Genomic DNA, 22,262 nt, shown 5'->3' on the forward strand with positions numbered 1-22,262 from the left:
GCGCCCGGATCAGTCCGGTGTGACGGATTTGAGCGCCCGCCGCAAGATGCGGTCAAGTTCGCCGAGAAACCGCGAACGGTCCTGCGGCACAAAGCTGGCATTGTAGCCCTTGCTTTCGCCGGTCTCGCGCAGATGCTGCTTGAGATCGCGCATCGCCACCGCCATGCCGATCGTTTCGGGCGTGAACGGGCGCCCGGTGGGTCCAAGCACATGGGCGCCGAGCGCCACCGCGCGGGCGGCCAGCGGAATGTCTGATGTGATCACGATGTCGTTGGTCCGCGCATTATCGACGATCCAGTCATCGGCGGCGTCGGCGCCCTTGGACACCACGACGTTGCGGATCATCGGATCGCGCGTTGGCCGCAGGCCCCCATTGGAGACGTAGGTAACGACGACGCCATGGCGCTCGGCGACCTTTTCCACCTCGGCCTTGACTGGGCAGGCATCGGCGTCGACGAGGATGGCGGGTGCAGGCATTTATTGTTCCAAAAGGCATGGGGCCGGGCGATTTCGGCCGGCCCCATGGAGATAATCTGATCGGTTGTTACGCCTGCAAGGCCCCGGACTTCTTCGCAGTCCAGGTCGCCATATAATCCATCAGGCCGGGATTGAGGCAGTCATACGGTTCCAGCCCGATTGACCTCAGTTGCGCGCGGATGCCGTCCATTCGCTTCGGGTCGACACCGGATTCGATGATCGACGAGACGAAGGCAGTGAAGCCCGGCGGCGACCAGCCGTCTTCCTCGAAGCGCTCGGGGTGGATGAAGGACAGGCCCTTGAACGGGTGGTCGCGCTCGACCGGCCCGTGCATGTGGACGCCGCAGCCGGTGCAGGCATGGCGTTGGATCAGCGCACTGGGATCGACCACTTTGAGCTTCTCGCCGTTCTCGGTGACGGTCACGTCGCCGGTGCCGGCCACGGCAACGACCGAGAACAACGCGCCCTCCGGCTTCCAGCATTTGGTGCAACCACAAGCATGGTTGTGGGCGATCTGGCCCTTGACCTTCACCTTGACCGGCTTGCTGGTGCAGGCGCAAACCAGCGTGCCGCCGGCAAAGCTTGCACTCTCCTTGGGCAAGCCATTGTCGATTTTCGGATGCAGTTTTTCCGGCATTCTTTTCTCCTCCCAGTTGTGAACCACAAAGGTCGCAGGCCGGTTGGTCGGCGGCTCGTGGTCTTCTTCAGTAAACGACGACGCTTCGGATCGACTTGCCCTCATGCATGAGGTCGAACCCCTTGTTGATGTCCTCGAGCTTCAGCGTGTGAGTGATCATCGGATCGATCTGGATCTTGCCGTCCATGTACCAGTCGACGATCTTCGGCACGTCGGTGCGGCCGCGCGCGCCGCCGAAGGCGGTGCCCATCCAGGTGCGCCCGGTGACGAGCTGGAACGGTCGCGTGGAAATCTCCTGGCCGGCACCGGCCACGCCGATGACGACCGACTTGCCCCAGCCGCGATGCGAGGCTTCCAGCGCCTGGCGCATCACCTTGGTGTTGCCGGTGCAGTCGAACGTGTAGTCGGCGCCACCGATCTGGTCGGCGCCGCGCTTGGTCATGTTGACGAGGTGAGGCACGACATCGCCGTCGATCTCCTTCGGATTGACGAAATGCGTCATGCCGAATTTTTCGCCCCAGGCCTTCTTGTCGTTGTTCAAGTCGACGCCGATGATCATGTCGGCGCCGGCAAGTTTCAGCCCTTGGATGACGTTGAGGCCGATGCCGCCGAGGCCGAAGACAACGGCAGTGGCGCCTTGCTCAACCTTGGCGGTGTTGATGACCGCACCGATGCCGGTGGTGACACCGCAGCCGATGTAGCAGATCTTGTCGAAGGGGGCGTCGGGATTGACCTTGGCAACCGCGATCTCGGGCAGCACGGTGAAGTTGGAGAAGGTCGAGCAGCCCATATAGTGAAAAATCTTGTCCTTCCCGATCGAGAAGCGCGACGAGCCGTCGGGCATCAGGCCTTGCCCCTGGGTGGCACGGATGGCGGTGCAGAGGTTGGTCTTGCGCGACAGGCAGGACGGGCACTGGCGGCATTCGGGCGTATAGAGTGGGATGACGTGGTCGCCCTTCTTGACCGAGGTGACGCCCTTGCCGACATCGACGACGACGCCGGCGCCCTCATGGCCGAGGATGGCCGGAAAAAGCCCTTCGGGATCGGCGCCCGACAGCGTGAACTCGTCGGTGTGGCAGATGCCGGTCGCCTTGATCTCAACCAGCACCTCGCCGTCGCGCGGGCCATCGAGGTCGACCTCCATGATCTCCAGCGGCTTTCCGGCGGCGACAGCGACAGCGGCGCGGGTTTTCATCAGACAGTTCCCTCCATAGGCGATTTTAACCCAAGCTTTCAGGTTTTGATGATGCGATCAACTGGAAGCTGGTTCCAGGCTTGGGCCAGCGCGGAGAATTTTATCCCAAATCGATTGAAAGACCGCGATTGACCCGGCCGGCTTGACCACGCCGACACAGGCCATAAAAGGAACGGCCGACCCGAGGGATATTTCGCATGTTCTCCAAGATCCTGATCGCCAATCGCGGCGAGATTGCCTGCCGTGTCATCAGGACGGCGCGCAAGATGGGCGTCGCCACCGTCGCGGTCTATTCCGATGCCGATCGTGATGCCGTGCATGTCGAGATGGCCGACGAGGCGGTGCATATCGGGCCTTCGCCCGCAGCGCAGAGCTATCTCGTGCCGGAGAAGATCATCGCCGCCTGCAAGGAGACGGGAGCGCAGGCCGTGCACCCCGGCTACGGCTTCCTGTCCGAGCGGGCGGCGTTCTGCGAGGCGCTGGAAGCGGAAGGCATCATCTTCATCGGCCCGAAGCCTAAGGCGATCAAGGCGATGGGCGACAAGATCGAATCGAAGAAATTCGCCAACGCCGCCAAGGTTTCCACCGTGCCCGGCTGGCTCGGTGTCATCGAGAATGCCGACCATGCCGAAAAGATCGCCGGCGAGATTGGCTATCCCGTGATGATCAAGGCCTCGGCCGGCGGTGGCGGCAAGGGCATGCGAATCGCCTGGAGCCAGTCGGAGGTGCGCGACGGCTTCGATCGGGCGCGCTCGGAAGCCAAGAGCTCCTTCGGCGACGACCGCGTCTTCATCGAGAAATTCGTCGTCGATCCGCGGCATATCGAAATCCAGGTGCTGGCCGACGCCCATGGCAACGCGCTCTATCTCGGCGAGCGCGAATGCTCGATCCAGCGCCGCAACCAGAAGGTCGCCGAAGAGGCGCCATCGCCGTTCCTCGACGCCAAGACACGCAAGGCCATGGGCGAGCAGTCGGTGGCGCTGGCGAGGGCCGTCGACTATCAGAGCGCCGGCACGGTGGAGTTCATCGTCGACAAGGACAAGAACTTCTATTTCCTTGAAATGAATACACGATTGCAGGTCGAGCATCCGGTGACGGAGCTCGTCACCGGCATCGATCTGGTCGAACAGATGATCCGCGTCGCCGCCGGTGAGAAGCTCGCCTTGACGCAGAGCGATGTGAAGCTGAATGGCTGGGCGGTGGAAAGCCGGCTCTATGCCGAGGACCCGTACCGCAATTTCCTGCCCTCGATCGGCCGGCTGACGCGCTACCGGCCGCCGGAGGAAGGGCAATTCGGCGATATCGTCATCCGTAACGACACCGGCGTCACCGAAGGCTCGGAAATTTCGATGTTCTATGATCCGATGCTCGCCAAGCTGTGCACGTGGGCACCGACGCGCATCGAGGCCATCGATGCCATGTCGGAAGCGCTCGACAGCTTTGTCGTCGACGGCATCGAGCACAACATTCCGTTCCTCGCCGCCCTGATGCAGCATCCGCGCTGGCGGGAAGGGCTGATATCGACCGGTTTCATCGCCGAGGAATATCCCGACGGCTTTGCGCCAATCGTGCCGAACAACGATGAGAAAGCCGTGCTGGCGTCGATTGCGACCGCGGTGGAACTGCTGCGCCGCGACCGGCTCGACCGGCTCGGCGGGCGCCTGGCGCCGCATTCGGGGGCGCTGAAGCGCGACTGGGTGGTGAAGATTGGTGAAAACTATCTGTCGGCGTCCATCCTCGAAGGCATGATCTCTATTCCGATGGAAATCGATCTGTCGATCGAGGGCGGCAAGGCGCTGACCGTTGCCTCAGACTGGCGTCCGGGCGACCTGATCTGGCGCGGCACGGTCGGCACGCACAAGATCGTCGCTCAGATCAGGCCGGTTGCCAATGGCTTGCGCATCGCCTGGAAAGGCATGTCGGTGACCGCGCGGACCATGTTGCCACGCATCGCCGAACTGGAAAGGCTGATGCCGGAGAAGGTGGCGCCGGATACGTCGAAACTGCTGCTTTGCCCGATGCCCGGCCTTGTCGTGTCGATCGCCGTTGCCGAAGGCCAGGAGGTCAAGGCCGGCGAGACGCTGGCCGTCGTCGAAGCGATGAAGATGGAAAACGTACTGCGCGCCGAACGCGATCTTGTCGTGGCGAGACTCAACGCCAAGCCAGGCGACAGCCTGGCGGTCGACGCAGTGATCATGGAATTCGCCTGAGATTGTTTGGAAACTTTAAGGCGAGCCGGGCAGGCCGCTGCAAGCCTGTGGTCAGCGGCGGTTTGTGCTGGACTGGTATCGCCCGGTCCCGGACAATACATCTCCTTCGACTCAAGTCCTTTGGGCAGCGCGAAAAACCATGGCAGATGACAGACTTCCCCGCGATCCCCTGATGCGCGAAGCCGCGATAGCGGCTGCGCGGCCGGAGGCGCCTGCGCGGCCGTTCGTACATCTGCGCGTGCATTCGGCCTATTCGCTGCTTGAAGGCGCCTTGCAGATCGGCAAGGTGGTGGCCCACGCGGTCAAGGACGAGGCCCCGGCGATTGCCGTCACCGACACCAACAATCTGTTCGGCGCGCTCGAATTCGCGCAGAAGGCGGTGAAGGACGGGATCCAGCCGATCATCGGCTGCCAGATCGCGGTCGCCTTTTCCGGCGAGAACAGCGATGGCCAGCGCGACCGCAGGCGGCAAGGTCCGGATATGCGGCCGGTGGTCCTGATCGCGGCGACCGAGGGCGGCTACGCCAATCTGGTGAGGTTGGTCAGCCGCGTCTATCTCGAGACGCCGCCAGGCGAGGCGGTGCACCTGACCACCGAAATGATGGAGGGCTATTGCGACGGGTTGATCTGCCTCAGCGGCGGGCCGCGCGGCCCGGTCGGCTTTGCGCTCAAGGAAGACCGCCGCGATCTTGCCGAGGCACGGCTCCTGACCCTGAAGACGATGTTCGGCGACCGGCTCTATGTCGAACTGGACCGGGTTTCCGGTTATGATCGCGTGATCGAGAAATCTTCGATCGATCTCGCCTATGCCCATGAATTGCCGCTGGTCGCCACCAACGAGGCCTTCTTCTCCGCGCGCGACGACTATGACGCGCATGACGCGCTGATCGCCATCGCCGAGGGCTCGGTCGTCGCCGCAGACAATCGCCGGCGGCTGTCGCCAGACAATTTCCTGCGCAGCCAGGCCGACATGGCAAGGCTGTTCGCCGACCTGCCGGAGGCGATCGACAACACGGTCGAGATCGCGCTGCGCTGTTCCTACTATCCGAAGAACCGCAACCCGATCCTGCCACGCTTCACTGGCGGCGATGTCGCCGACAATGACGCCGCCGTGCAGGCTGAAGCCGACGAACTGGCCCGCCAGGCGCATGAGGGGCTCGACGCGCGGCTGGCTGCGCACGGGCCGACCCCTGGCTACACGGTCGAGCAATATCGCGAGCGGTTGAATTTCGAGCTTGGCATCATCACCAAGATGAAGTTCCCCGGTTACTTCCTGATCGTTGCCGACTTCATCAAATGGGCAAAAGCGCAAGGCATTCCGGTCGGGCCGGGCCGCGGGTCGGGCGCCGGCTCGCTGGTTGCCTATTCGACGACCATCACCGACATCGATCCCCTGCGTTTCTCCCTGCTGTTCGAACGCTTCCTCAACCCCGATCGCGTATCGATGCCCGACTTCGACATCGACTTCTGCCAAGATCGCCGCGAGGAGGTGATCCGCTACGTCCAGCAGAAATACGGTCGCGACCAGGTCGGCCAGATCATCACCTTCGGTACGCTGCAGGCGCGCGCCGTGCTGCGCGACGTCGGCCGCGTGCTGCAGATGCCCTACGGCCAGGTCGACAAGCTTTCCAAGATGGTGCCGCAGAACCCGGCCAACCCGGTCAAGCTCGCCGACGCCATTGCCAACGAGCCGCGCTTTGCCGAAGAGGCCGAGCGGGAGCCGATCGTCCAGACGCTGCTCGACATGGCGCAGAAGCTGGAGGGCCTCTACCGCCACGCCTCGACGCACGCCGCCGGCATCGTCATCGGCGACCGCCCGCTGTCGGAACTGGTGCCGATGTACCGCGATCCGCGCTCGGACATGCCGGTCACCCAGTTCAACATGAAATATGTCGAGCAGGCCGGGCTGGTGAAGTTCGACTTCCTCGGCCTCAAGACGCTGACGGTGCTCGAAACGGCGGTCAAGCTGATCCGCCGGCGCGGCATCGAGATCGACCTGGCGACGATCCCGCTCGACGATCCCGAGACCTACGCCATGCTGTCGCGCGGCGAGGTGGTCGGCGTGTTCCAGGTGGAAAGTGCCGGCATGCGCAAGGCGCTGATCGGCATGCGGCCCGACTGCATTGAGGACATCATCGCCCTGGTCGCGCTGTACCGGCCGGGACCGATGGAGAACATCCCGACCTACAACGCCAGAAAGCATGGCGAAGAGGAGATGGCGTCGATCCATCCCAAGATCGACCACCTGGTGAAGGAGACCCAAGGCGTCATCGTCTACCAGGAACAGGTGATGCAGATCGCGCAGGAGCTTGCCGGCTATTCGCTCGGCGAAGCCGATCTGCTGCGCCGCGCGATGGGCAAGAAGATCCGCGCCGAGATGGACAAGCAGCGCGAGCGCTTCGTCTCGGGCGCGGTCGAACGCGGCGTCGGCAAGCCGCAAGCCGACTTCATTTTCGACCTGCTGGCCAAGTTCGCCGACTATGGTTTCAACAAGTCGCACGCCGCCGCCTACGCGGTGGTTTCGTACCAGACTGCCTATCTCAAGGCGCACTATCCGGTCGAGTTCCTCGCGGCATCGATGACGCTCGATATGGGCAACACCGACAAGCTCGCCGATTTCCGCCAGGACGCGCTGCGCCTTGGCATCGAGGTATTGGCTCCGTCGGTGATATCAAGCTTCCGCGCTTTCGAGGTCGGCGAGAACCGTATCTACTATTCGCTGGCCGCGCTGAAAGGTGTCGGCGACGCGGGGGTCGAGCATATCGTTGCCCAGCGCGGCGAAAAGCCATTCAAGAACCTCGCCGATTTCTGCGAAAGGGTCGATCCCAAGATTGTCGGCAAGCGCGTGTTCGAAAGCCTCATCATGGCCGGCGCGCTCGATTGCTTCGGCCACGACCGCGCTGCGATGATGGCGGGCGTCGAGCGCATGATGGGGCTGGCATCGCTGGCGCAGCAGAACGCGGTCTCCGGCCAGCACGATATCTTCGGCGCCTCGCTCGGCGCCCAGTCGCAGGCGCTCAATCTGCCGGCGACCGACCCATGGCTTGCCGCCGACCGGCTGCACCGTGAATTCCAGGTGGTCGGCTTCTACCTCTCCGCCCATCCGCTCGACGAGTATAAGGCCGCCTTGCAGAAGATGCGGGTGCAGAACTGGGCCGAGTTTTCGGCGGCCGTCAAGCGCGGGGCGGCCGCCGGACGGCTGGCCGGCACGGTCACCTCCAAGCAGGAGCGCAAGACGCGCACCGGCAACAAGATGGGCGTCGTCGCGTTTTCCGACACGTCCGGCCAGTATGAAGCCGTGCTGTTTTCCGAAGGATTGGCGCAGTATCGCGACCTGCTCGAGCCCGGCCGCTCCGTCGTCATCACCGTTGCTGCCGAGGATAGGCCGGAGGGCGTCAATTTGCGCATCAACTCGGTGCAGTCGCTGGAGGACGAGGCAAGCCGCATCCAGAAGGCGTTGCGCATTTTCGTACGCAATGCGGCGCCGATCGGCACGCTGGCCGGCCAGCTTTCAGTGAGGGGCGAAGGCCAGGTCAGCTTCGTGCTGATCAAGGAAGATGGCGAGGGGGAAATCGAGATCGAGCTGCCCAATCGCTACCGGATCTCGCCGCAGATCGCCTCGGCGATGCGCGCCGTGCCGGGCGTGGTCGAAGTGGAACTGGTGTGACCTCCGCTCGTGCGGGCTGGCGGCAGGTGTCGCGAACGCCGCCGCGATCGTCATGAAAGCGGCAGAAGACAGCTCAACAATCGCGCGGCTGCGCGACAGGCTGCGCAGGCTCTATCACGGACGCACCCCGGCGGCTTTCCGCTTCCAGCTGGTGGCTGTCGTCATCGACCTCGCCATCATTGCCTTCTTCATCGCGACGCCGGTTCTTCAGGACAAGCCGTCATTCCTCTGGCTCGACTATGCGGTGGCCGCGCTGGTTGCTGCCGACATGGCCGCCCGCCTGCTGGCGTCCAACGACATGTTTCGGCTGATGAAGCAGCCGACATCATGGGTCGATGCCTTCATCCTCTTGACGCTACTGATGCCGACGGCGCTCGCCAATCTCGGTTTCCTGCGCATCCTGCGGCTTTGGTCACTGTCGCGCAGCGGGTCGCTGTGGCGGCATTTCGAGATGCGCGGACTGCGGCCTTGGCGCGAGGCGAGCCAGGCGGTCATCAACCTCTTGACCTTCCTGTTCGTCATCACCGGTTTCGTCTACACGTTCTTCTTCCGCACCGGGACGGGGCTCGAAAACTATATCGATGCTCTTTATTTCACCGTCGCTACAGTGACGACGACAGGCTTCGGCGACATTGTCCTGCCGGGCATGGCCGGCAAGCTGACCGCGATCGCCACCATGATCATCGGCATTTCGCTGTTCGTGAGGTTGGCGCAGGCGCTGTTCCGTCCCCACAAGGTATTCTTTCCCTGTCCGCAGTGCGGGCTGCAGCGGCACGAGCCCGACGCCGTCCACTGCAAGGCCTGCGGCCATCTCCTCAACATACCCGACGACGGCAATTGACGGGCTGGAGGACCCATCCCGCTGGAGTAAGGATGCTATCCGCTCAGAACTGCGGGCCACCTATCTGGCTGTAGTTGACGCCGCCGAAGCTGATGCCGGTCAGGCCGGGAGCCGCCATCTTGCGCTTGTGACCATCGCGGCAGTCGAACACGGGCCACTCCGTCTGTTTGCAAGGTATCTCGCGGCACATTCGGCTCAGGCAATCGCCCTCGGTGAGCAAGAACAGGCTGTTGCCCAGGCGCCGAACCGTGCTTCCATCGTCGGAACGCCAAGTCCAGGGAATGCGCAGCGAGGAAACGAAATCGCCGACAAGGCCACCGGTCCCGGAATGCGCGCGCAGGCTTGTTCGATAATGCGCCATGGACGCGGAATAGTCGGCCACGATCGTCGGGCCATAGGAGGAAGCCATAGGGCCACCCGACTCGAGAAGGTGCGTTCCCGCTTCGGCTTCCGCCTTGCCGGTGGCTACCAGCGTCGACATCAGTAAAACAGCGACGATCACAAGAGGCATCGTTGCACCATCTCACGCTTGCTCTCTGTTTCCAGGAGCGTCTCATCCCGCCGCCCCAGCTACAAGGCGGCAACGTCGGATCAGGGCACGAAATTCTCGTAGACTCAATCTCCCCCGGACTGGATCAGGGTCTAGGACGCGGCGATCTTCACCGGTTGTGGCGCTTTTCGCTGCAGATTGAGCAGATTGCCCATCAGGATCAGCAGTGCGCCACCGGCGGTGAAGGCGTCGATCTGTTCCTGATAGAGCAGCCAGCCGATCAGTGCCGACAGCGGCACGCGCAGGAAATCCATCGGCGAAATGACGGTGGCGTCGGCATAGGCAAGCGCACGGGCCATGCAGAAATGCGACGACATGCCGGTGAAGGCGATCAGCAGGATCCAGGGCCACAGCTCGAGCGGCGGGTTGCGCCACTCGTAGAGCGCCGGCACGAGGCCGAGTGCCGACTGAATGATCAGCATCCAGAAGATGATGCGCACGACGCTGTCCGTGCGCGTCAGCGACTTGACCAGCACCAGCGATATGCCGAAACAGACGGCGGCACCGAGCACGACAAGATGACCGGGATCGACGGCGCCGACGCCGGGGCGCACGATGATCACGACGCCGATCAGCCCCAGCACGATCGCTGCAAGCCTGGGCCGGGAGAGCCTTTCGCCAAGAAAAGTCACCGCCAGGATTGCCGTCCAGATCGGTGTGGTGAATTCGATCGAGATCAACACCGCCAGCGGGATCAGCGTCAGCGCGTAGAGCCAAGCCGCCTGGCCGGTATAGTGGACGACGTTGCGGGCAATATGAGCGATGGGGCGCCGCGTGCGCATGGCTGCAAAGCCGCCGCTCATCACCACCAGCGGCAGGAGAATGAAAAAGCCGATCACCGAGCGCAGTTCCAGCACCTGGAAGACATTGAGCTCGGCTGTCGTGGCGCGGCCGGCGACCGACATCGCCAGGAACGAGACGATCGACAGCGCCATCCAGAACGCGGCCTTGGGGATGGAGGGGGTGGGTACCATGCCGGCTATGTCGCAGGCCGGGGCCTTTGCCGCAATCGCTAGAAGCCGCATTCTTCTGGGCCAGTCGCGATGGCTGGATGTTGCAAGTCAGTCATGTTGCGGGCGGAACCTGATACGGCAAGGGGCGTTGAGTCCCGATATTCCGCGCACTTTGCGTTGGGACTGTGCTGCCTTTTCAAGATCGACAAGGAGAGCTTCGATGAGATCATTCGCGCAATTCGCGCTTGCTGGCTGTCTGTTGGCTGCGGCTGGCGCGGCACATGCCGACGAAGGGAAATTTCTTCAGTCGTTCCAGGGCAATTTCGCCGGCAAGGGTATCGTCAAGGTCACCACCGAGGCACCGACGGTGAACGTGTCCTGCACGTTCAAGTCCAACGCCACGTCGACGTCGCTGTCGCTGGACGGCAATTGCCGCGGGCTGGTTGTGGTGACGCGCGCCATCAGCGCGGACCTGAAATCCAGCGGTGCGAAGTACAGCGGCACCTATGTCGGCTCTCGTTCAGGGCCGGCACAGCTCAACGGCAGCCGCTCGGGCAACGCGATCAATCTCGGCATCCGCTGGGCCAAGGCGGTCAACGGTGATCGAAAGGCGCAGATGAAGGTCGAGAAACGAGGCGAGAACGGCATGCGGCTGACCGTCACCGACACCGACCCGAAAACCGGCAAGAGCGTGGTGACGAGCAGGATCGATCTGCAGCGCACCTGACGAGCGTGCCGATATTCAGGTGAGGCCGGCCTGCGAACGGTGATCTCCTGCGCTTACGGCGCTCAGGTGCTTTAAGTACGCACCGCTCCGGTTCTCGGAAGCCAACATTCTCGGCTCGGCCTGACGTGAATCTCAACAAACCCAACAAGCAGGGTCAGTCCTCGATCGGCTCGGGCGGGTGGGCGTCGCGGCCCTTGCCGAATGTATAGCCGGTCTCCACCGCCCTGCGACCGAACTTGTCGCGCAGGGCATCGATGGCGCTTTCGGCCATGGCGCGTTTGCGCGACTGGACGTCTACCAGGTCGGGCGGGTCGGCCTTGTCGTCGTCCGAGAGGTCGCTGACGCCGATACCGAGCAGCCGATATTTCGTGCCGTCGGTTTCCTTGCGCAGAAGTTCCACCCCGGTCTGAAAGATGCGATCGGCGAGCCGGGTCGGGTCGCCGAGCTGGCGGTTGCGCGTGCGCAGCTTGAAATCCTGGGTCTTGAGCTTCAGCACCACGGTGCGCCCGGCGATGCCGGATTTCTTCAGCCGTGCCGAGACCTTTTCCGAAAGCCCCCTCAGCACCGCGACAAGCTCGTCTAGCGAAGCGATGTCGGTGTCGAATGTGGTTTCGGCCGATACGCTCTTGGCGTCCTGGTCCGGATCGACGCGGCGGACGTCCTCGCCGCGCGAAAGGCGGTAGAGCCGGTCGCCCATCGTGCCGTAGCGGCGCATCAGGTCGCCACGATCCATCTGCTGCAGCTGACCGATGGTGCGGATGCCATCGCGTTCCAGCGTGGCGTTGAACGCCTTGCCGACACCCCAGATCATCGTTACCGGCTGGGCTGCCAGGAAGCCGACCGCCTCGGCCTCGCCGATGACCGAGAAGCCGCGCGGCTTGCGGAAATCGGACGCTATCTTGGCGAGGAACTTGCAGTAGGACAGGCCGGCTGAAACGGTGATGCCGATCTCCTTCTCGACCGCAAGCGCGAAGCGCGCCAGCACCACTGCCGGCGGTAGGCCGTGGAGACGTTCGGTGCCGGCGAGGTCGAGAAATGCCTCGTCGATCGAGAGAGGCTCGACCAGCGGCGTCAGCGCCTGCATCATGGCGCGCACCTCGCGGCCGACGCGCACGTATTTTTCCATGTTGGGGCTGATGACGACCGCCTCGGGACAGGCTTCGAGCGCCTTGAACATCGGCATTGCCGAGCGCACGCCCTGGATGCGGGCGATGTAGCAAGCGGTGGAGACGACGCCACGTTTGCCGCCGCCGATGATCAGCGGCTTGTCCTTGAGCGCCGGATTGTCGCGTTTTTCGATCGCAGCATAGAAGGCGTCGCAATCGATATGGGCCAGATGCAGCCGGTAAAGCTCGGGATGGCGGGCCAGCCGGGGGCTGCCGCAGCGCTCGCAGCGACGCGTCTGGCTGCGCTGAAACGTCAGGCAGTCGCGGCAAAAACCGTGATCGGGATTGTTGACAGGGGCCGCCATCGCTGCGAACATAAAGAGAACAGAAGCAATGGTACGACAGTGCAAGGCCTGCGACAAGGCTGGCCTGGGGAGAACGCATGAGCACGACCATAGCGCCGCTGGCGCCCGAACTCTGGGCGGATTTCGAGGACCTCTTCGGCAAGCAGGGCGCCTGCTACGGCTGCTGGTGCACACATTTCCGGCTGGCGCCGGCGATACGGCGTGAGAGCAGCCGGGAACGCAACAAGGACCACATCAAGGCGCGCATCGAAGCCGGTCCGCCTCCAGGCCTGCTGGCATTCGAAGACGGCAAGGCGGTCGGCTGGATGCAGATCGGTCCACGCGCCGACGTGCCCGAATGGAACAATCAGGGCAGGGGGTCGGCACCAGTCGATGCCGCCGACGCCATGGATCCGGCCGTATGGGCGATCTCCTGCTTCTTCATCCGCACCAAGGCGCGCGGCAGGGGCATCACGCATCGCCTGGTCGAAGGCGGTATCGATTTTGCCCGCAGCAACGGCGCCCGGCTGGTCGAGGCCTGCCCGATAGACCTGTCCCGGGATTCTCGTTCGATCGGCCTGTTCGTCGGCTCGTCGCGGGTGTTCGAGAAGGCTGGTTTCGAGCGGCTGGTCGAGCGCAAGGCCGGCCGGCCGTTGATGCGGCTTGTGCTATAATCAGCTTTTGCGCCTTGGCGGCGTTGTATCTCACCTTGCGGTTGTGGCGGTAATTTCATACCAGACGAACGAGGCGTTCCTTCCAAGACGCGTTGCACGGAAACGGATTCAGTCGACGCGCTTTGGGCTTTTGTTTTATGCATGTCGTTGTCCCAAACCGCTGCGCGCTTTTGGGCACTATTAGGTCAAACGGAGAATTCGCGTGAACCGTGCCCTGCCATTCGTTTTTCTTCTTGCGTTGAGCGCGCCTGCTTTCGGCCAGACCGTCGACAGTCAGGGTGCGAAGCAATTGTCCGAAGACCTGGCCCGCTATGTCGGCAAACAGGCGCTCGACAAAGGCATTCTGAAGGTGTCGCTGGAAGGCGATGCCTACAAGATCTTGTTTGATTTCAAGGCGCTTGCCGGATCACTGCCCGATCAAAAGCTGCTGAAAGTCGACGTTGCGCCCTATGCCCTGATGGTCAAGCCGCGCAGCGACGGATCCTGGGATGTCTCGATGGATTTTTCGCAGAGCGCCTCTTTCGAGTTCAACGGGCCCGAGGGTCTGCAAAGCACGCAGTTTTCGATCAAGGAGGGCATGGGTTCCGGGGTCTACGACTCCAATCTGGCGGCCTTCACCAGCGGCAGCAGCTCGATGGCCGGTATGACGATGGCATCGAAGGATGCCAAACAGCATATGGAAGCGAGCACCGGCGCCGGCACTGCAACGATCGCCGCGACCAGGTCCGCGACCGGCGGCGTCGATTTCACAACCTCGCAAAAGGTGTCTGATTTCGTCGAAACGATCAATTTCGACGATCCTGAAAGCGGGCTGAAATTCCCGGTCAACGTCAAATCGCCGGAGCTGTCGGTCGAGGCCAGCGGCAAGGGGGTGCGGACAAAGCCGCTGCTCGATCTCCTGGCATTTGCCGTGGCCAATGAAGACGAGGCGACGCTGAAGGCAAACCAGGCGCAACTCAAATGGCTTCTGCTCGCCGCCTTGCCCGTTTGGGAGCATGTCGAGGGAACCTACGGCTTCAAGGGTTTCACGGTGGAAAGCCCGGTCGGCAATTTCGGCGCGACGCAGCTCAGCACTGCATTCGGGTCCGATGGCGTCGCCCAGAACGGCAAGATCAACTACGCCATCAAGGCTTCGGGGCTCACCGTGCCGCAACAGCTTCTGCCGAGCTGGAGCGTGGGGCTGTTGCCCACCGATCTCGACCTGAACTTCGGCGGCGCCAATATCGATCTCGACAGCATGGCGAAGAAGGCGATCGAAGCCTTTGATCTCAATAAGAATCCGCCGCTGTCGGCTGATTTCGGCGACCAGCTCAAAGCCGACTTCATGGCCAAGACGCCGAAGGTCGTGATCGGCCACAGCACCGTGAAGAACAAGGATACGGAGATCGCCCTGGAAGGCGAAATGACCTTCCCCCACGAGAAGCCGGAGGCAAGCTTGACGGTCGACGTCACTGGCTTCGACAAGCTCGTCGAGGGCCTGCAGACGGCGGCAAAGTCGGAGCCGGAGGTGGCGCAGTACGTACCCGTGGCTCTCATGGTGAAAGGTTTTGGCAAGACGCTGCCCGATGGACGCATCGAATGGGTCGTCAACGCCAAGGCCGACGGTTCGGTCATGGTCAACGGCGTCATGGTCAAGCCGGCCGATCCGGCCGTGGATGACAGTGTCGATGACAGCGGCGACGACAGTGGGGACGACAGCGGCGGGGCGGGAGCGAAGCTGAACCCCTGAGGGCTGGCCTTTATCTCTTTGTTTTGACGCAATTCCGGACGGAAAACCGCTTCACACTTTTTCCTGGAATTGCGTTAGAGCCCCAGCGCGTTCGCAATCTTCGGCGCGGCTTCGTGCCAGTCCTGGACGACGATGATGTCGTCCGGCACCGGCGGCAGGAATGCGCGCAGCGAGTTGTCAGCCATCAGATGGAACAGGCCGGCATCGGCAACGGATGCCCGCACCGACGCCAGATTGTGCGGCTGATCGTCGACGAAAACCACCGGCCGGCCGGTCTTGCCGCGAAGCCTGGCCACTGCCGGTCCCTTGGCCATTTCAGTGGTCAGGAGCGGGTAGCTCAGCCCGAGTGCATCGAGATGGGCGCGACGCACGGCACGGTGCTTGTGCGGCATGGCCGTCAGCAGGATGATCTCGGCGCGATCGCCCAGTCCCGCCAGGGCATCCGCGGCACCGTCGGTGATGCTCTGCCAGTCTGCCTGGGCATCGAAGAAATCGCCCAGAAGTGCTGTGACTTCGGGCTGTTCGATCAGCCGACCGCTCGCCGTCTCGGCAATGTTTCCGGTCAGCCGGAAAGAGGCCAGCGTCAGGCCGAAACCACGCGCCGTGAGGAAATTCGGGAACGGGCGGATGAATTCGAGCACCACGTCGTCGACATCGAGCACCAGCAGCGGGCGGTCGTCCGCCGCCAGTTCCTCGATCTGGCGGGCGGTCTCGGGATCATCGCTCATATGGAATGCTCATGGTTGTCGTCGCCCAGCGGCAGCGCCCGCAAGGCCTTGCCGACAGCTGCCGGCGGCGTGCCGGTTTCCTCGGCAAAGCGCATCAGCGTCGGCTCGTGTGCGAGAATGAACTGCAGGACGCCAGCCAGGAATCCAGGTTCGCCGGCAGCTTTGCGGATCGAATGTGCCTCGATGCCGGTGATTGCCAGAAAGCGCGGCAACAGCTCCGGATCGGAGGCGACGAAGCCCAGGGCCTTCACCGCAATCGATTCCGCTTCTTCGCGCATTGACGCTGCGTTTGCCATCACTACCTTCGGCGTGTGGAATGAGTCTCTCCCGCAGTAATGGCAAGAGATGCTTGCGGCAAGCCATTAGAGCGGCGCCCGAGGTGGAATCCAGACAGCTTTTTGCCCCACGGATTTCCGTTTCGTCAATGATATTGCCGTAGAGTGAAGCAGGGTTTGGTGCGTCTTTCAGATGGGCGCATGACGGGCGCCTTCGAGCGGAAGGACGGCCGGGACGGGATATCGATGCCGAAGAAGGTCATGATCGTCGAGGACAATGAGCTCAACATGAAGCTCTTTCGGGACCTCATCGAAGCAAGTGGTTACGAGACCGTGCGCACCCGCAACGGCCTGGAAGCGCTCGATCTGGCGCGCAAGCACCGGCCGGATCTCATCCTGATGGATATCCAGTTGCCTGAAGTGTCGGGGCTGGAGGTGACCAAATGGCTGAAGGAGGATGACGAGCTGCACGTCATCCCGGTCATCGCGGTGACCGCCTTCGCGATGAAAGGCGACGAGGAACGCATCCGCCAGGGTGGCTGCGAAGCCTATATCTCCAAGCCGATCTCGGTGCCGCGTTTCATCGAAACCATCAAATCCTATTTGGGCGATGCGTGATGCGCCCTTCCAGCCAAGCCGGAGCCTTGTGACATGACTGCACGGATCCTCGTCGTCGACGACATCCCTGCCAATGTGCGGCTGCTGGAGGTCCGGCTGCTGGCCGAATATTTCGAGGTGTTGACCGCCACCAACGGGCCGGACGCCATCGAGACCTGCGAGAATGGCAAGGTCGATGTTGTGCTGCTCGATGTGATGATGCCCGACATGGACGGGTTCGAAGTCTGCCGGCGGCTGAAGAGCGACCCGGCGACGTCGCACATTCCCGTGGTGATGATCACCGCGCTCGACCAGGTTTCCGACCGCGTGCGCGGGCTCGAAGCCGGCGCCGATGATTTCCTGACCAAACCGGTCAACGACCTGCAACTGATGACGCGCGTCAAGAGCCTGGTCCGGCTGAAGTCGCTGACCGACGAGTTGCGGCTGCGCGCCTCGACGACGCGCAACATTGGTATCGAAGAATTGCTGAGCCGCAATTTCGCCTCCGAGGACACGACGCCGAAAGTGCTTTTGATCGACGAGCGCAAATCCTCGGTCGAGCGCATCCAGAAGATGCTGCGCGACCGTGCCGACCTCGACGTCACCAGCGATCCGCATGCCGGCTTCTTCCAGGCCGCCGAGACGCCCTACGAATGCGTGATGATCTCTACGGCCTTTGCGGATTTCGATCCGCTCCGGCTCTGTTCGCAGTTGCGCTCGCTCGACCGCACCCGTTTCGTTCCGATCATCCTGCTGGCGGAGGCGGGCGAGGACGAGCGCATAATTCGTGGCCTGGAGCTCGGCATCAACGACTATCTGATGCGGCCGATCGACCAGCAAGAACTGACAGCGCGGCTGCGCACTCAGGTGCGCCGCAAGCGCTACAACGACCAGCTGCGCGCCAGCGTCACCCAAACCATCGAAATGGCGGTGACCGACGGGCTGACCGGGCTGCACAACCGCCGCTACCTCGACAGCCATCTGCAGACGCTGTTCGATCGCGCCGTGGCGCGGCGGCGGCCACTGTCGGTGATGATCACCGACCTCGACCGTTTCAAGTCGATCAACGACGCGCACGGCCATGACGGCGGCGACGAGGTGTTGCGGGAATTCGCGCGACGGTTGCGCAAGAATGTTCGCGGCATCGACCTTGCCTGCCGCTTTGGCGGCGAGGAGTTCGTCGTGGTTATGCCGGACACAGATGGAACGGTTGCCGAAAAGGTGGCCGAACGCATTCGCGCCGAAATTGCCCAGGCGCCTTTTGCCATCGGCCCGGACGGCAAGACGATCGAGGTCACCGTCAGCGTCGGCGTGTCGTCGGTGCTGAAGGGGGTGGATACGGTGGCGGCGCTGATGAAACGCGCCGACCTGGCACTCTATGAAGCCAAGAGCGGTGGCCGCAACCGCGTCGTCGCCAAGGCGGCGTAGCCCCCTAAGGCCCGATTATCCAGTCAACCCGATAGGGTTACCCGTTTACCTTAATCCAAGCGATTCGCGAGCCTTGGTTAAGAAATGGTTGATTTTGATAAGCTCTTGCGCAAATGTGCAGGCCAAGACGAAGCCGGCACGAGGGTAGTCAGCCGGCTCGATCCCTAGAAATACCCCATGATGCTCAGGTCCGCCGCATCTCCTGGGTCCGTGGGGTCGGCCGGCCGGCGCTGGCGCATAGTGGCCTCCTCGTACCGCTGCCAAACGCCGACCGGCCCCCTTCTCCAAACAGAACATCGGAGCTCCGTGCCAAGGCACGGATGACTCTGCTTTTTGCGTGTGGAAAATCCGGATCCCGTTCTCTTGGATCAGCGGCAATAGCCATATGGCGCGCACTGTCATTGCGCGAGAGGCTGTGTTCGTGGCTGGCATCAGAAGGGAGGAGTACCTCTCCAGTTCATACATATGGCGCACAAGGGGCTTGCGGCAAGACCCGGCTCCTCCCGTAAAACCGTCGGCCTAACCCAAGGGTACGGAACGGAGAGTGCGATAATGGCTGTAATGACCGATCATGCGGTGGTGATTGCCGGAGGTGGCCCGACAGGGTTGATGCTGGCAGCTGAACTCGCGCTGGCGGGTGTCGACGTTGCCATTGTCGAGCGGCGTCCCAACCAGGAGCTTGTTGGCTTGCGTGCGGGCGGCCTGCATGCTCGCACGATCGAAGTTCTGGATCAGCGTGGGATCGCCGACCGGTTTTTGTCGCAAGGACAACGCTTTCAGGTCGTGGGCTTCCACATGATCCGGCTGGACATCAGCGACTTTCCAACGCGGCACAACTGCCTGCTCGGGCTGCGTCAAAACCAAATTGAACGCATTTTGGCCGGTTGGGTCGACGAGTTGAAAGTGCCGATCTATCGCGGGCAGGAGGTTGCGGCGTTCGCGCAAGACAACAGCGGGGTCGTCATCGAGTTGGACGATGGCCAACGTATGAAGACACGTTATCTGGTGGGCTGTGACGGAGGGCGAAGCATCATCCGAAAAGCGGCCGGCATCGAATTCGCCGGATGGGATCCGACGATGAGTTGGATGATCGCCGAGGTCGAGATGTCTGAGGAGCCGCCATTGGGCTTTCGGAACACGGACTCCGGTATCCACGCTTTGGGCAAGACCGCGCAGGGTGGGACAGTCGGCGTCGTGCTGACAGAACCGCGACTGGAGACCGGCGGAGAGCCCACGCTTCGCGATCTCAGCGAGGCGCTGGTTGCCATCTATGGGACCGACTTTGGTGTCCACAGTCCGACGTGGCTCTCGCGCTTCACCGATATGACAAGGCAAGCCGCGACCTACCGCGACGGACGCGTCTTGCTGGCGGGCGATGCCGCGCACATCCATCCCCCGATGGGCGGGCAGGGCCTCAACATCGGCGTACAGGATGCGGTGAACCTCGGCTGGAAGCTGGCGCAGGTGGTCAAGCGGATCTCACCGGAGAGCCTCCTCGATACCTACCAGGCTGAGCGCCACCCGGTCGCCGCCCGTGTCTTGCAGAACACGATGGCACAGGTTGCGCTACGGCGAACGGACGACCGTGGCAAGGCCATGGGCGACATCGTTGCCGAACTGCTCGGGATGGACGAACCGCGCAGACGAATGGCCGGCGAGATGTCCGGTCTGGGCGTTCACTACAATCTCGGCGAGGGGCATCCTCTGCTCGGCCGGCGGATGCCCGACCTCGACCTGCTCACTGCCAACGGCCCACTGCGGGTCTTTGCCCTGCTGCACCATGCCAGGCCGGTCATGCTCAACTTCGGTCAGCCAGCCGGCTTCGACATGACACCGTGGGCAGATCGGGTCCAGCAGATCGACGCCACATATTCCGGACCATGGGAGCTTCCGGTGCTCGGTCCCATCGCCGCACCGAGCGCCGTGTTGATCCGGCCCGACGGCTACGTGGCCTGGGTAGGGGACGGAACCCGTCTTGGGCTTGCCGAGGCGCTGACCGCCTGGTTCGGACCGCCTGCCGTGGCGCCCCAGTCACAATGAAGTAGGCGCAACCTCCCGAAATACCTCCTGAATGCATCGCGTCGCCGCTTGTGGCGGCGCGGACTGCTGACAACCGATTGACAGGAGCTTTTATCCATGCAGAAATTGGTTGGACCATTGGACCACTTGGAGAGAGCGTGGACCAGAACAGCCTGCCACCCATTCAGACGACGGCGCGCGATGACGCCGTGCTGAAGGCGTTGGTTGGGTTTGTTCGCGCCGAAGCCTTGCAGCCCGGCGAGCGACTTCCAACAGAGCGTATTCTGGCCGAACGGCTGAAGGTCAGCCGCAACACGGTCCGTGAGGCGCTGACGCGCTGGGAAGGGCTCGGTCTGGTCGAGCGCCGGCAAGGCAGCGGAACCTATCTCAAGGCGGCCGTTTCACCCGACATGCTGCATATGCCGCTGACGCTGGCGGGGGGCAACGATTTCACCAGCCTGATGCAGACGCTGGAAATCCGCCGCGCGCTGGAAGCGGAGGCCGCCGCACTCTGTGCCGAGCGTGCAAGCCAGACCGACATTGCCGAGATCGCGCGCAAGCTCGACATCATGGAGCAGGCGTTTCGCACGCGCGACGGCATGTCGTCGGAAGAGGACTGGGAGTTCCACCAGGCGATCTACCGGGTCTCCGGCAATCCGCTGTTCGAGCAGATCATCGCCGCCATGCACGAGTTGTTCCATCGCTTTTGGGAGCATCCGCTCGGCGTGCGCGACTTCGGCCATGCCAGCTTTCCCTATCACCGCACCATCTACGAATGCATCGCCGCGCGCGACCCGGAAGGCGCCCGCGCCGAGGCGCTCAAGCTGATCGCCACCGTCGAGGACGATCTGAAGCGCGGTGCGGCCAAACTCAAACTTTCGAGCCAGACATGAACGAGCAGCCATCCGGTTTCGACCACGATTATCTCGCCGAGGCGGCAACGCTGCTGGCGCATGACGAGCCATTTCCGGGCGGCGCGGTGGTGCCGCCGATCTACCAGACCTCGCTGTTCACCTTTGCCAACTATGCCGAGATGGCCGACACCTTCGCCGGCAAACGAAAGCAGCCGATCTATTCGCGCGGCGACAATCCGACGGTGATGGAGTTCGAGGCGCGGGTAGCGGCGCTCGAGGGCGCTGAGGCCGCTCGCGGCTTTTCCAGCGGCATGGCCGCGATCAGCGCCACGGTGCTTGCTTTCGTCGGTGCCGGCGAGCGCATCGTGGCGGTGCGCAATTGCTACGGCGATGCCTACCGGCTGTTCGAGCGGCTCTTGCCGCGTCTCAACATCAAGGTCGACTACGTCGATGGCTCCGACCCTGACGCGGTCGCCGCGGCACTTCCCGGCGCCAAGCTGCTCTACCTGGAAAGCCCGACCTCGATGATGTTCGAGCTGCAGGACATCGCGCATCTGACGCGGTTGGCCAAGGAGCAGGGCATCATCACCAGCATCGATAATTCCTGGGCGACGCCGGTGTTCCAGAAGCCGATCACGCACGGCGTCGACCTGGTACTGCACTCGGCCTCGAAATATCTCGGTGGCCACAGCGACACCGTGGCCGGCGTCGTGGCCGGATCTGCCGCCCATATCAAGCATATCAACGAGCAGACCTATTCCTATCTCGGTGGCAAGCTGTCGCCGTTCGAGGCCTGGCTGCTGCTGCGCGGCCTGCGCACGCTGCCGCTGCGCCTGCCGCACCATATGAAGAGCGGCCTGACCCTCGCCGAGCGGCTGAAGGCGCATGCCAATGTCGAACGCGTCAACCATCCGGCCTATTCGAACCATCCGGGCAAGGCGACGCTGGCCGGCTATGCCGGGCTGTTCTCCTTCGAGGTGACGGACGATATCGACATTCCCGTCTTCGTCGACGCGCTCAACTATTTCCGCATCGGCGTCAGCTGGGGCGGGCATGAGAGCCTGGTCGTACCTGCCAAGGCATCGCTCGAGCAGACGCCGGGCCTGAATTCGATGGCGCGCTTCGGCGTCAGCCCCCGAACCATCCGCTTCAATGTCGGATTGGAGAATGTCGAAGACCTGTGGGCGGACGTCGCCCAAGCCTTCGAAAAAGCCAGAAAATAACAAGCGGGTTCAAAATGGGAGTCTTGAA

General features: G+C 62.9%; 19 protein-coding genes. 11 read left to right on the forward strand and 8 right to left on the reverse strand.

Annotation, left to right across the window (positions count from 1 at the left end):
- Window positions 1-9: 9 nt before the first annotated feature.
- The 3 genes from AC07FD_RS01895 to AC07FD_RS01905 all read right to left on the reverse strand — a co-directional run bounded on the left by AC07FD_RS01895 (window position 10) and on the right by AC07FD_RS01905 (window position 2,309).
- Window positions 10-477, reverse strand: coding sequence for a YaiI/YqxD family protein (locus AC07FD_RS01895; protein WP_478348411.1), 468 nt, complete (start codon window positions 475-477; stop codon window positions 10-12).
- Window positions 478-544: 67 nt separating this feature from the next.
- Window positions 545-1,114, reverse strand: coding sequence for an S-(hydroxymethyl)glutathione synthase (gene gfa, locus AC07FD_RS01900; protein WP_478348412.1), 570 nt, complete (start codon window positions 1,112-1,114; stop codon window positions 545-547).
- Window positions 1,115-1,181: 67 nt separating this feature from the next.
- The gene (locus tag AC07FD_RS01905) at window positions 1,182-2,309 is read right to left on the reverse strand and encodes an S-(hydroxymethyl)glutathione dehydrogenase/class III alcohol dehydrogenase (protein WP_478348413.1); all 1,128 of its coding nucleotides are present in this window, start codon (window positions 2,307-2,309) and stop codon (window positions 1,182-1,184) included.
- Window positions 2,310-2,506: 197 nt separating this feature from the next.
- Between AC07FD_RS01905 and AC07FD_RS01910 the strand changes: the two genes are divergently transcribed.
- From AC07FD_RS01910 to AC07FD_RS01920, 3 genes are all read left to right on the forward strand, one after another.
- Window positions 2,507-4,519, forward strand: coding sequence for an acetyl-CoA carboxylase biotin carboxylase subunit (locus tag AC07FD_RS01910; protein ID WP_478348414.1), 2,013 nt, complete (start codon window positions 2,507-2,509; stop codon window positions 4,517-4,519).
- Window positions 4,520-4,691: 172 nt separating this feature from the next.
- Window positions 4,692-8,186 (forward strand): DNA polymerase III subunit alpha, encoded by a 3,495-nt coding sequence (gene dnaE / locus AC07FD_RS01915; protein WP_478348493.1) that lies wholly within the window; start codon window positions 4,692-4,694, stop codon window positions 8,184-8,186.
- Window positions 8,187-8,238: 52 nt separating this feature from the next.
- Window positions 8,239-9,027 carry a potassium channel family protein gene (locus tag AC07FD_RS01920; RefSeq protein ID WP_478348415.1) on the forward strand — a complete coding sequence of 263 codons (789 nt, stop codon included), beginning with the start codon at window positions 8,239-8,241 and terminating at the stop codon, window positions 9,025-9,027.
- A gap of 43 nt (window positions 9,028-9,070) precedes the next feature.
- On the opposite strand, the gene AC07FD_RS01925 is transcribed toward AC07FD_RS01920, so the two are convergent.
- Window positions 9,071-9,538 carry a hypothetical protein gene (locus AC07FD_RS01925; RefSeq protein ID WP_478348416.1) on the reverse strand — a complete coding sequence of 156 codons (468 nt, stop codon included), beginning with the start codon at window positions 9,536-9,538 and terminating at the stop codon, window positions 9,071-9,073.
- A gap of 131 nt (window positions 9,539-9,669) precedes the next feature.
- Window positions 9,670-10,551, reverse strand: a complete 882-nt coding sequence (locus AC07FD_RS01930; RefSeq protein ID WP_478348417.1) for a DMT family transporter — start codon at window positions 10,549-10,551, stop codon at window positions 9,670-9,672.
- 199 nt (window positions 10,552-10,750) lie between these two features.
- Between AC07FD_RS01930 and AC07FD_RS01935 the strand changes: the two genes are divergently transcribed.
- A complete protein-coding gene (locus tag AC07FD_RS01935) occupies window positions 10,751-11,257 on the forward strand; it encodes a hypothetical protein (RefSeq protein WP_478348418.1) in 507 nt (168 codons plus the stop codon).
- Window positions 11,258-11,411: 154 nt separating this feature from the next.
- Here AC07FD_RS01935 and AC07FD_RS01940 read toward each other — a convergent pair whose 3' ends face one another.
- On the reverse strand, window positions 11,412-12,740 hold the full coding sequence (locus AC07FD_RS01940; RefSeq protein WP_478348419.1) for a DNA polymerase IV: 1,329 nt from the start codon (window positions 12,738-12,740) through the stop codon (window positions 11,412-11,414).
- 65 nt (window positions 12,741-12,805) lie between these two features.
- On the opposite strand from AC07FD_RS01940, the gene AC07FD_RS01945 reads away from it, so the two are divergent.
- Together AC07FD_RS01945 and AC07FD_RS01950 are read left to right on the forward strand one after the other, a co-directional pair.
- Window positions 12,806-13,381, forward strand: a complete 576-nt coding sequence (locus tag AC07FD_RS01945; protein ID WP_477303800.1) for a GNAT family N-acetyltransferase — start codon at window positions 12,806-12,808, stop codon at window positions 13,379-13,381.
- A 202-nt stretch (window positions 13,382-13,583) separates the two neighbouring features.
- Window positions 13,584-15,110 (forward strand): hypothetical protein, encoded by a 1,527-nt coding sequence (locus AC07FD_RS01950; RefSeq protein WP_478348420.1) that lies wholly within the window; start codon window positions 13,584-13,586, stop codon window positions 15,108-15,110.
- A 74-nt stretch (window positions 15,111-15,184) separates the two neighbouring features.
- Here the strand turns inward: AC07FD_RS01950 and AC07FD_RS01955 are convergent, their stop codons facing one another.
- The gene (locus tag AC07FD_RS01955; protein ID WP_478348421.1) at window positions 15,185-15,838 is read right to left on the reverse strand and encodes a hypothetical protein; all 654 of its coding nucleotides are present in this window, start codon (window positions 15,836-15,838) and stop codon (window positions 15,185-15,187) included.
- Window positions 15,835-16,134 (reverse strand): DUF3572 domain-containing protein, encoded by a 300-nt coding sequence (locus AC07FD_RS01960; protein WP_095087927.1) that lies wholly within the window; start codon window positions 16,132-16,134, stop codon window positions 15,835-15,837. The genes AC07FD_RS01955 and AC07FD_RS01960 overlap by 4 nt, the downstream gene beginning before the upstream one ends.
- Before the next feature lie 225 nt (window positions 16,135-16,359).
- On the opposite strand from AC07FD_RS01960, the gene AC07FD_RS01965 reads away from it, so the two are divergent.
- The 5 genes from AC07FD_RS01965 to AC07FD_RS01985 all read left to right on the forward strand — a co-directional run bounded on the left by AC07FD_RS01965 (window position 16,360) and on the right by AC07FD_RS01985 (window position 22,234).
- On the forward strand, window positions 16,360-16,731 hold the full coding sequence (locus tag AC07FD_RS01965) for a response regulator (protein ID WP_095088146.1): 372 nt from the start codon (window positions 16,360-16,362) through the stop codon (window positions 16,729-16,731).
- 33 nt (window positions 16,732-16,764) lie between these two features.
- A complete protein-coding gene (locus AC07FD_RS01970; RefSeq protein WP_095087929.1) occupies window positions 16,765-18,138 on the forward strand; it encodes a PleD family two-component system response regulator in 1,374 nt (457 codons plus the stop codon).
- Between the two features lie 561 nt (window positions 18,139-18,699).
- A complete protein-coding gene (locus AC07FD_RS01975) occupies window positions 18,700-20,178 on the forward strand; it encodes an FAD-dependent monooxygenase (protein ID WP_478348494.1) in 1,479 nt (492 codons plus the stop codon).
- A 137-nt stretch (window positions 20,179-20,315) separates the two neighbouring features.
- Window positions 20,316-21,050, forward strand: a complete 735-nt coding sequence (locus AC07FD_RS01980) for a FadR/GntR family transcriptional regulator (protein WP_478348422.1) — start codon at window positions 20,316-20,318, stop codon at window positions 21,048-21,050.
- Window positions 21,047-22,234: a PLP-dependent transferase gene (locus tag AC07FD_RS01985; protein WP_478348423.1), complete on the forward strand. Its 1,188-nt coding sequence runs from the start codon at window positions 21,047-21,049 to the stop codon at window positions 22,232-22,234. Before AC07FD_RS01980 ends, AC07FD_RS01985 begins: the two co-directional genes overlap by 4 nt.
- The last annotated feature ends 28 nt before the right edge of the window (window positions 22,235-22,262 follow it).

The sequence above is a fragment of the Mesorhizobium waitakense genome (genome assembly GCF_056431085.1).

Coding starts and splice junctions, on each gene's coding strand:
- AC07FD_RS01895 (WP_478348411.1), bottom strand. CDS start 477: ATGCCTGCACCCGCCATCCTCGTCGACGCCGATGCCTGCCCAGTCAAG.
- gfa (WP_478348412.1), bottom strand. CDS start 1,114: ATGCCGGAAAAACTGCATCCGAAAATCGACAATGGCTTGCCCAAGGAG.
- AC07FD_RS01905 (WP_478348413.1), bottom strand. CDS start 2,309: ATGAAAACCCGCGCCGCTGTCGCTGTCGCCGCCGGAAAGCCGCTGGAG.
- AC07FD_RS01910 (WP_478348414.1), top strand. CDS start 2,507: ATGTTCTCCAAGATCCTGATCGCCAATCGCGGCGAGATTGCCTGCCGT.
- dnaE (WP_478348493.1), top strand. CDS start 4,692: ATGCGCGAAGCCGCGATAGCGGCTGCGCGGCCGGAGGCGCCTGCGCGG.
- AC07FD_RS01920 (WP_478348415.1), top strand. CDS start 8,239: ATGAAAGCGGCAGAAGACAGCTCAACAATCGCGCGGCTGCGCGACAGG.
- AC07FD_RS01925 (WP_478348416.1), bottom strand. CDS start 9,538: ATGCCTCTTGTGATCGTCGCTGTTTTACTGATGTCGACGCTGGTAGCC.
- AC07FD_RS01930 (WP_478348417.1), bottom strand. CDS start 10,551: ATGGTACCCACCCCCTCCATCCCCAAGGCCGCGTTCTGGATGGCGCTG.
- AC07FD_RS01935 (WP_478348418.1), top strand. CDS start 10,751: ATGAGATCATTCGCGCAATTCGCGCTTGCTGGCTGTCTGTTGGCTGCG.
- AC07FD_RS01940 (WP_478348419.1), bottom strand. CDS start 12,740: ATGTTCGCAGCGATGGCGGCCCCTGTCAACAATCCCGATCACGGTTTT.
- AC07FD_RS01945 (WP_477303800.1), top strand. CDS start 12,806: ATGAGCACGACCATAGCGCCGCTGGCGCCCGAACTCTGGGCGGATTTC.
- AC07FD_RS01955 (WP_478348421.1), bottom strand. CDS start 15,838: ATGAGCGATGATCCCGAGACCGCCCGCCAGATCGAGGAACTGGCGGCG.
- AC07FD_RS01960 (WP_095087927.1), bottom strand. CDS start 16,134: ATGGCAAACGCAGCGTCAATGCGCGAAGAAGCGGAATCGATTGCGGTG.
- AC07FD_RS01965 (WP_095088146.1), top strand. CDS start 16,360: ATGCCGAAGAAGGTCATGATCGTCGAGGACAATGAGCTCAACATGAAG.
- AC07FD_RS01970 (WP_095087929.1), top strand. CDS start 16,765: ATGACTGCACGGATCCTCGTCGTCGACGACATCCCTGCCAATGTGCGG.
- AC07FD_RS01975 (WP_478348494.1), top strand. CDS start 18,700: ATGACCGATCATGCGGTGGTGATTGCCGGAGGTGGCCCGACAGGGTTG.
- AC07FD_RS01985 (WP_478348423.1), top strand. CDS start 21,047: ATGAACGAGCAGCCATCCGGTTTCGACCACGATTATCTCGCCGAGGCG.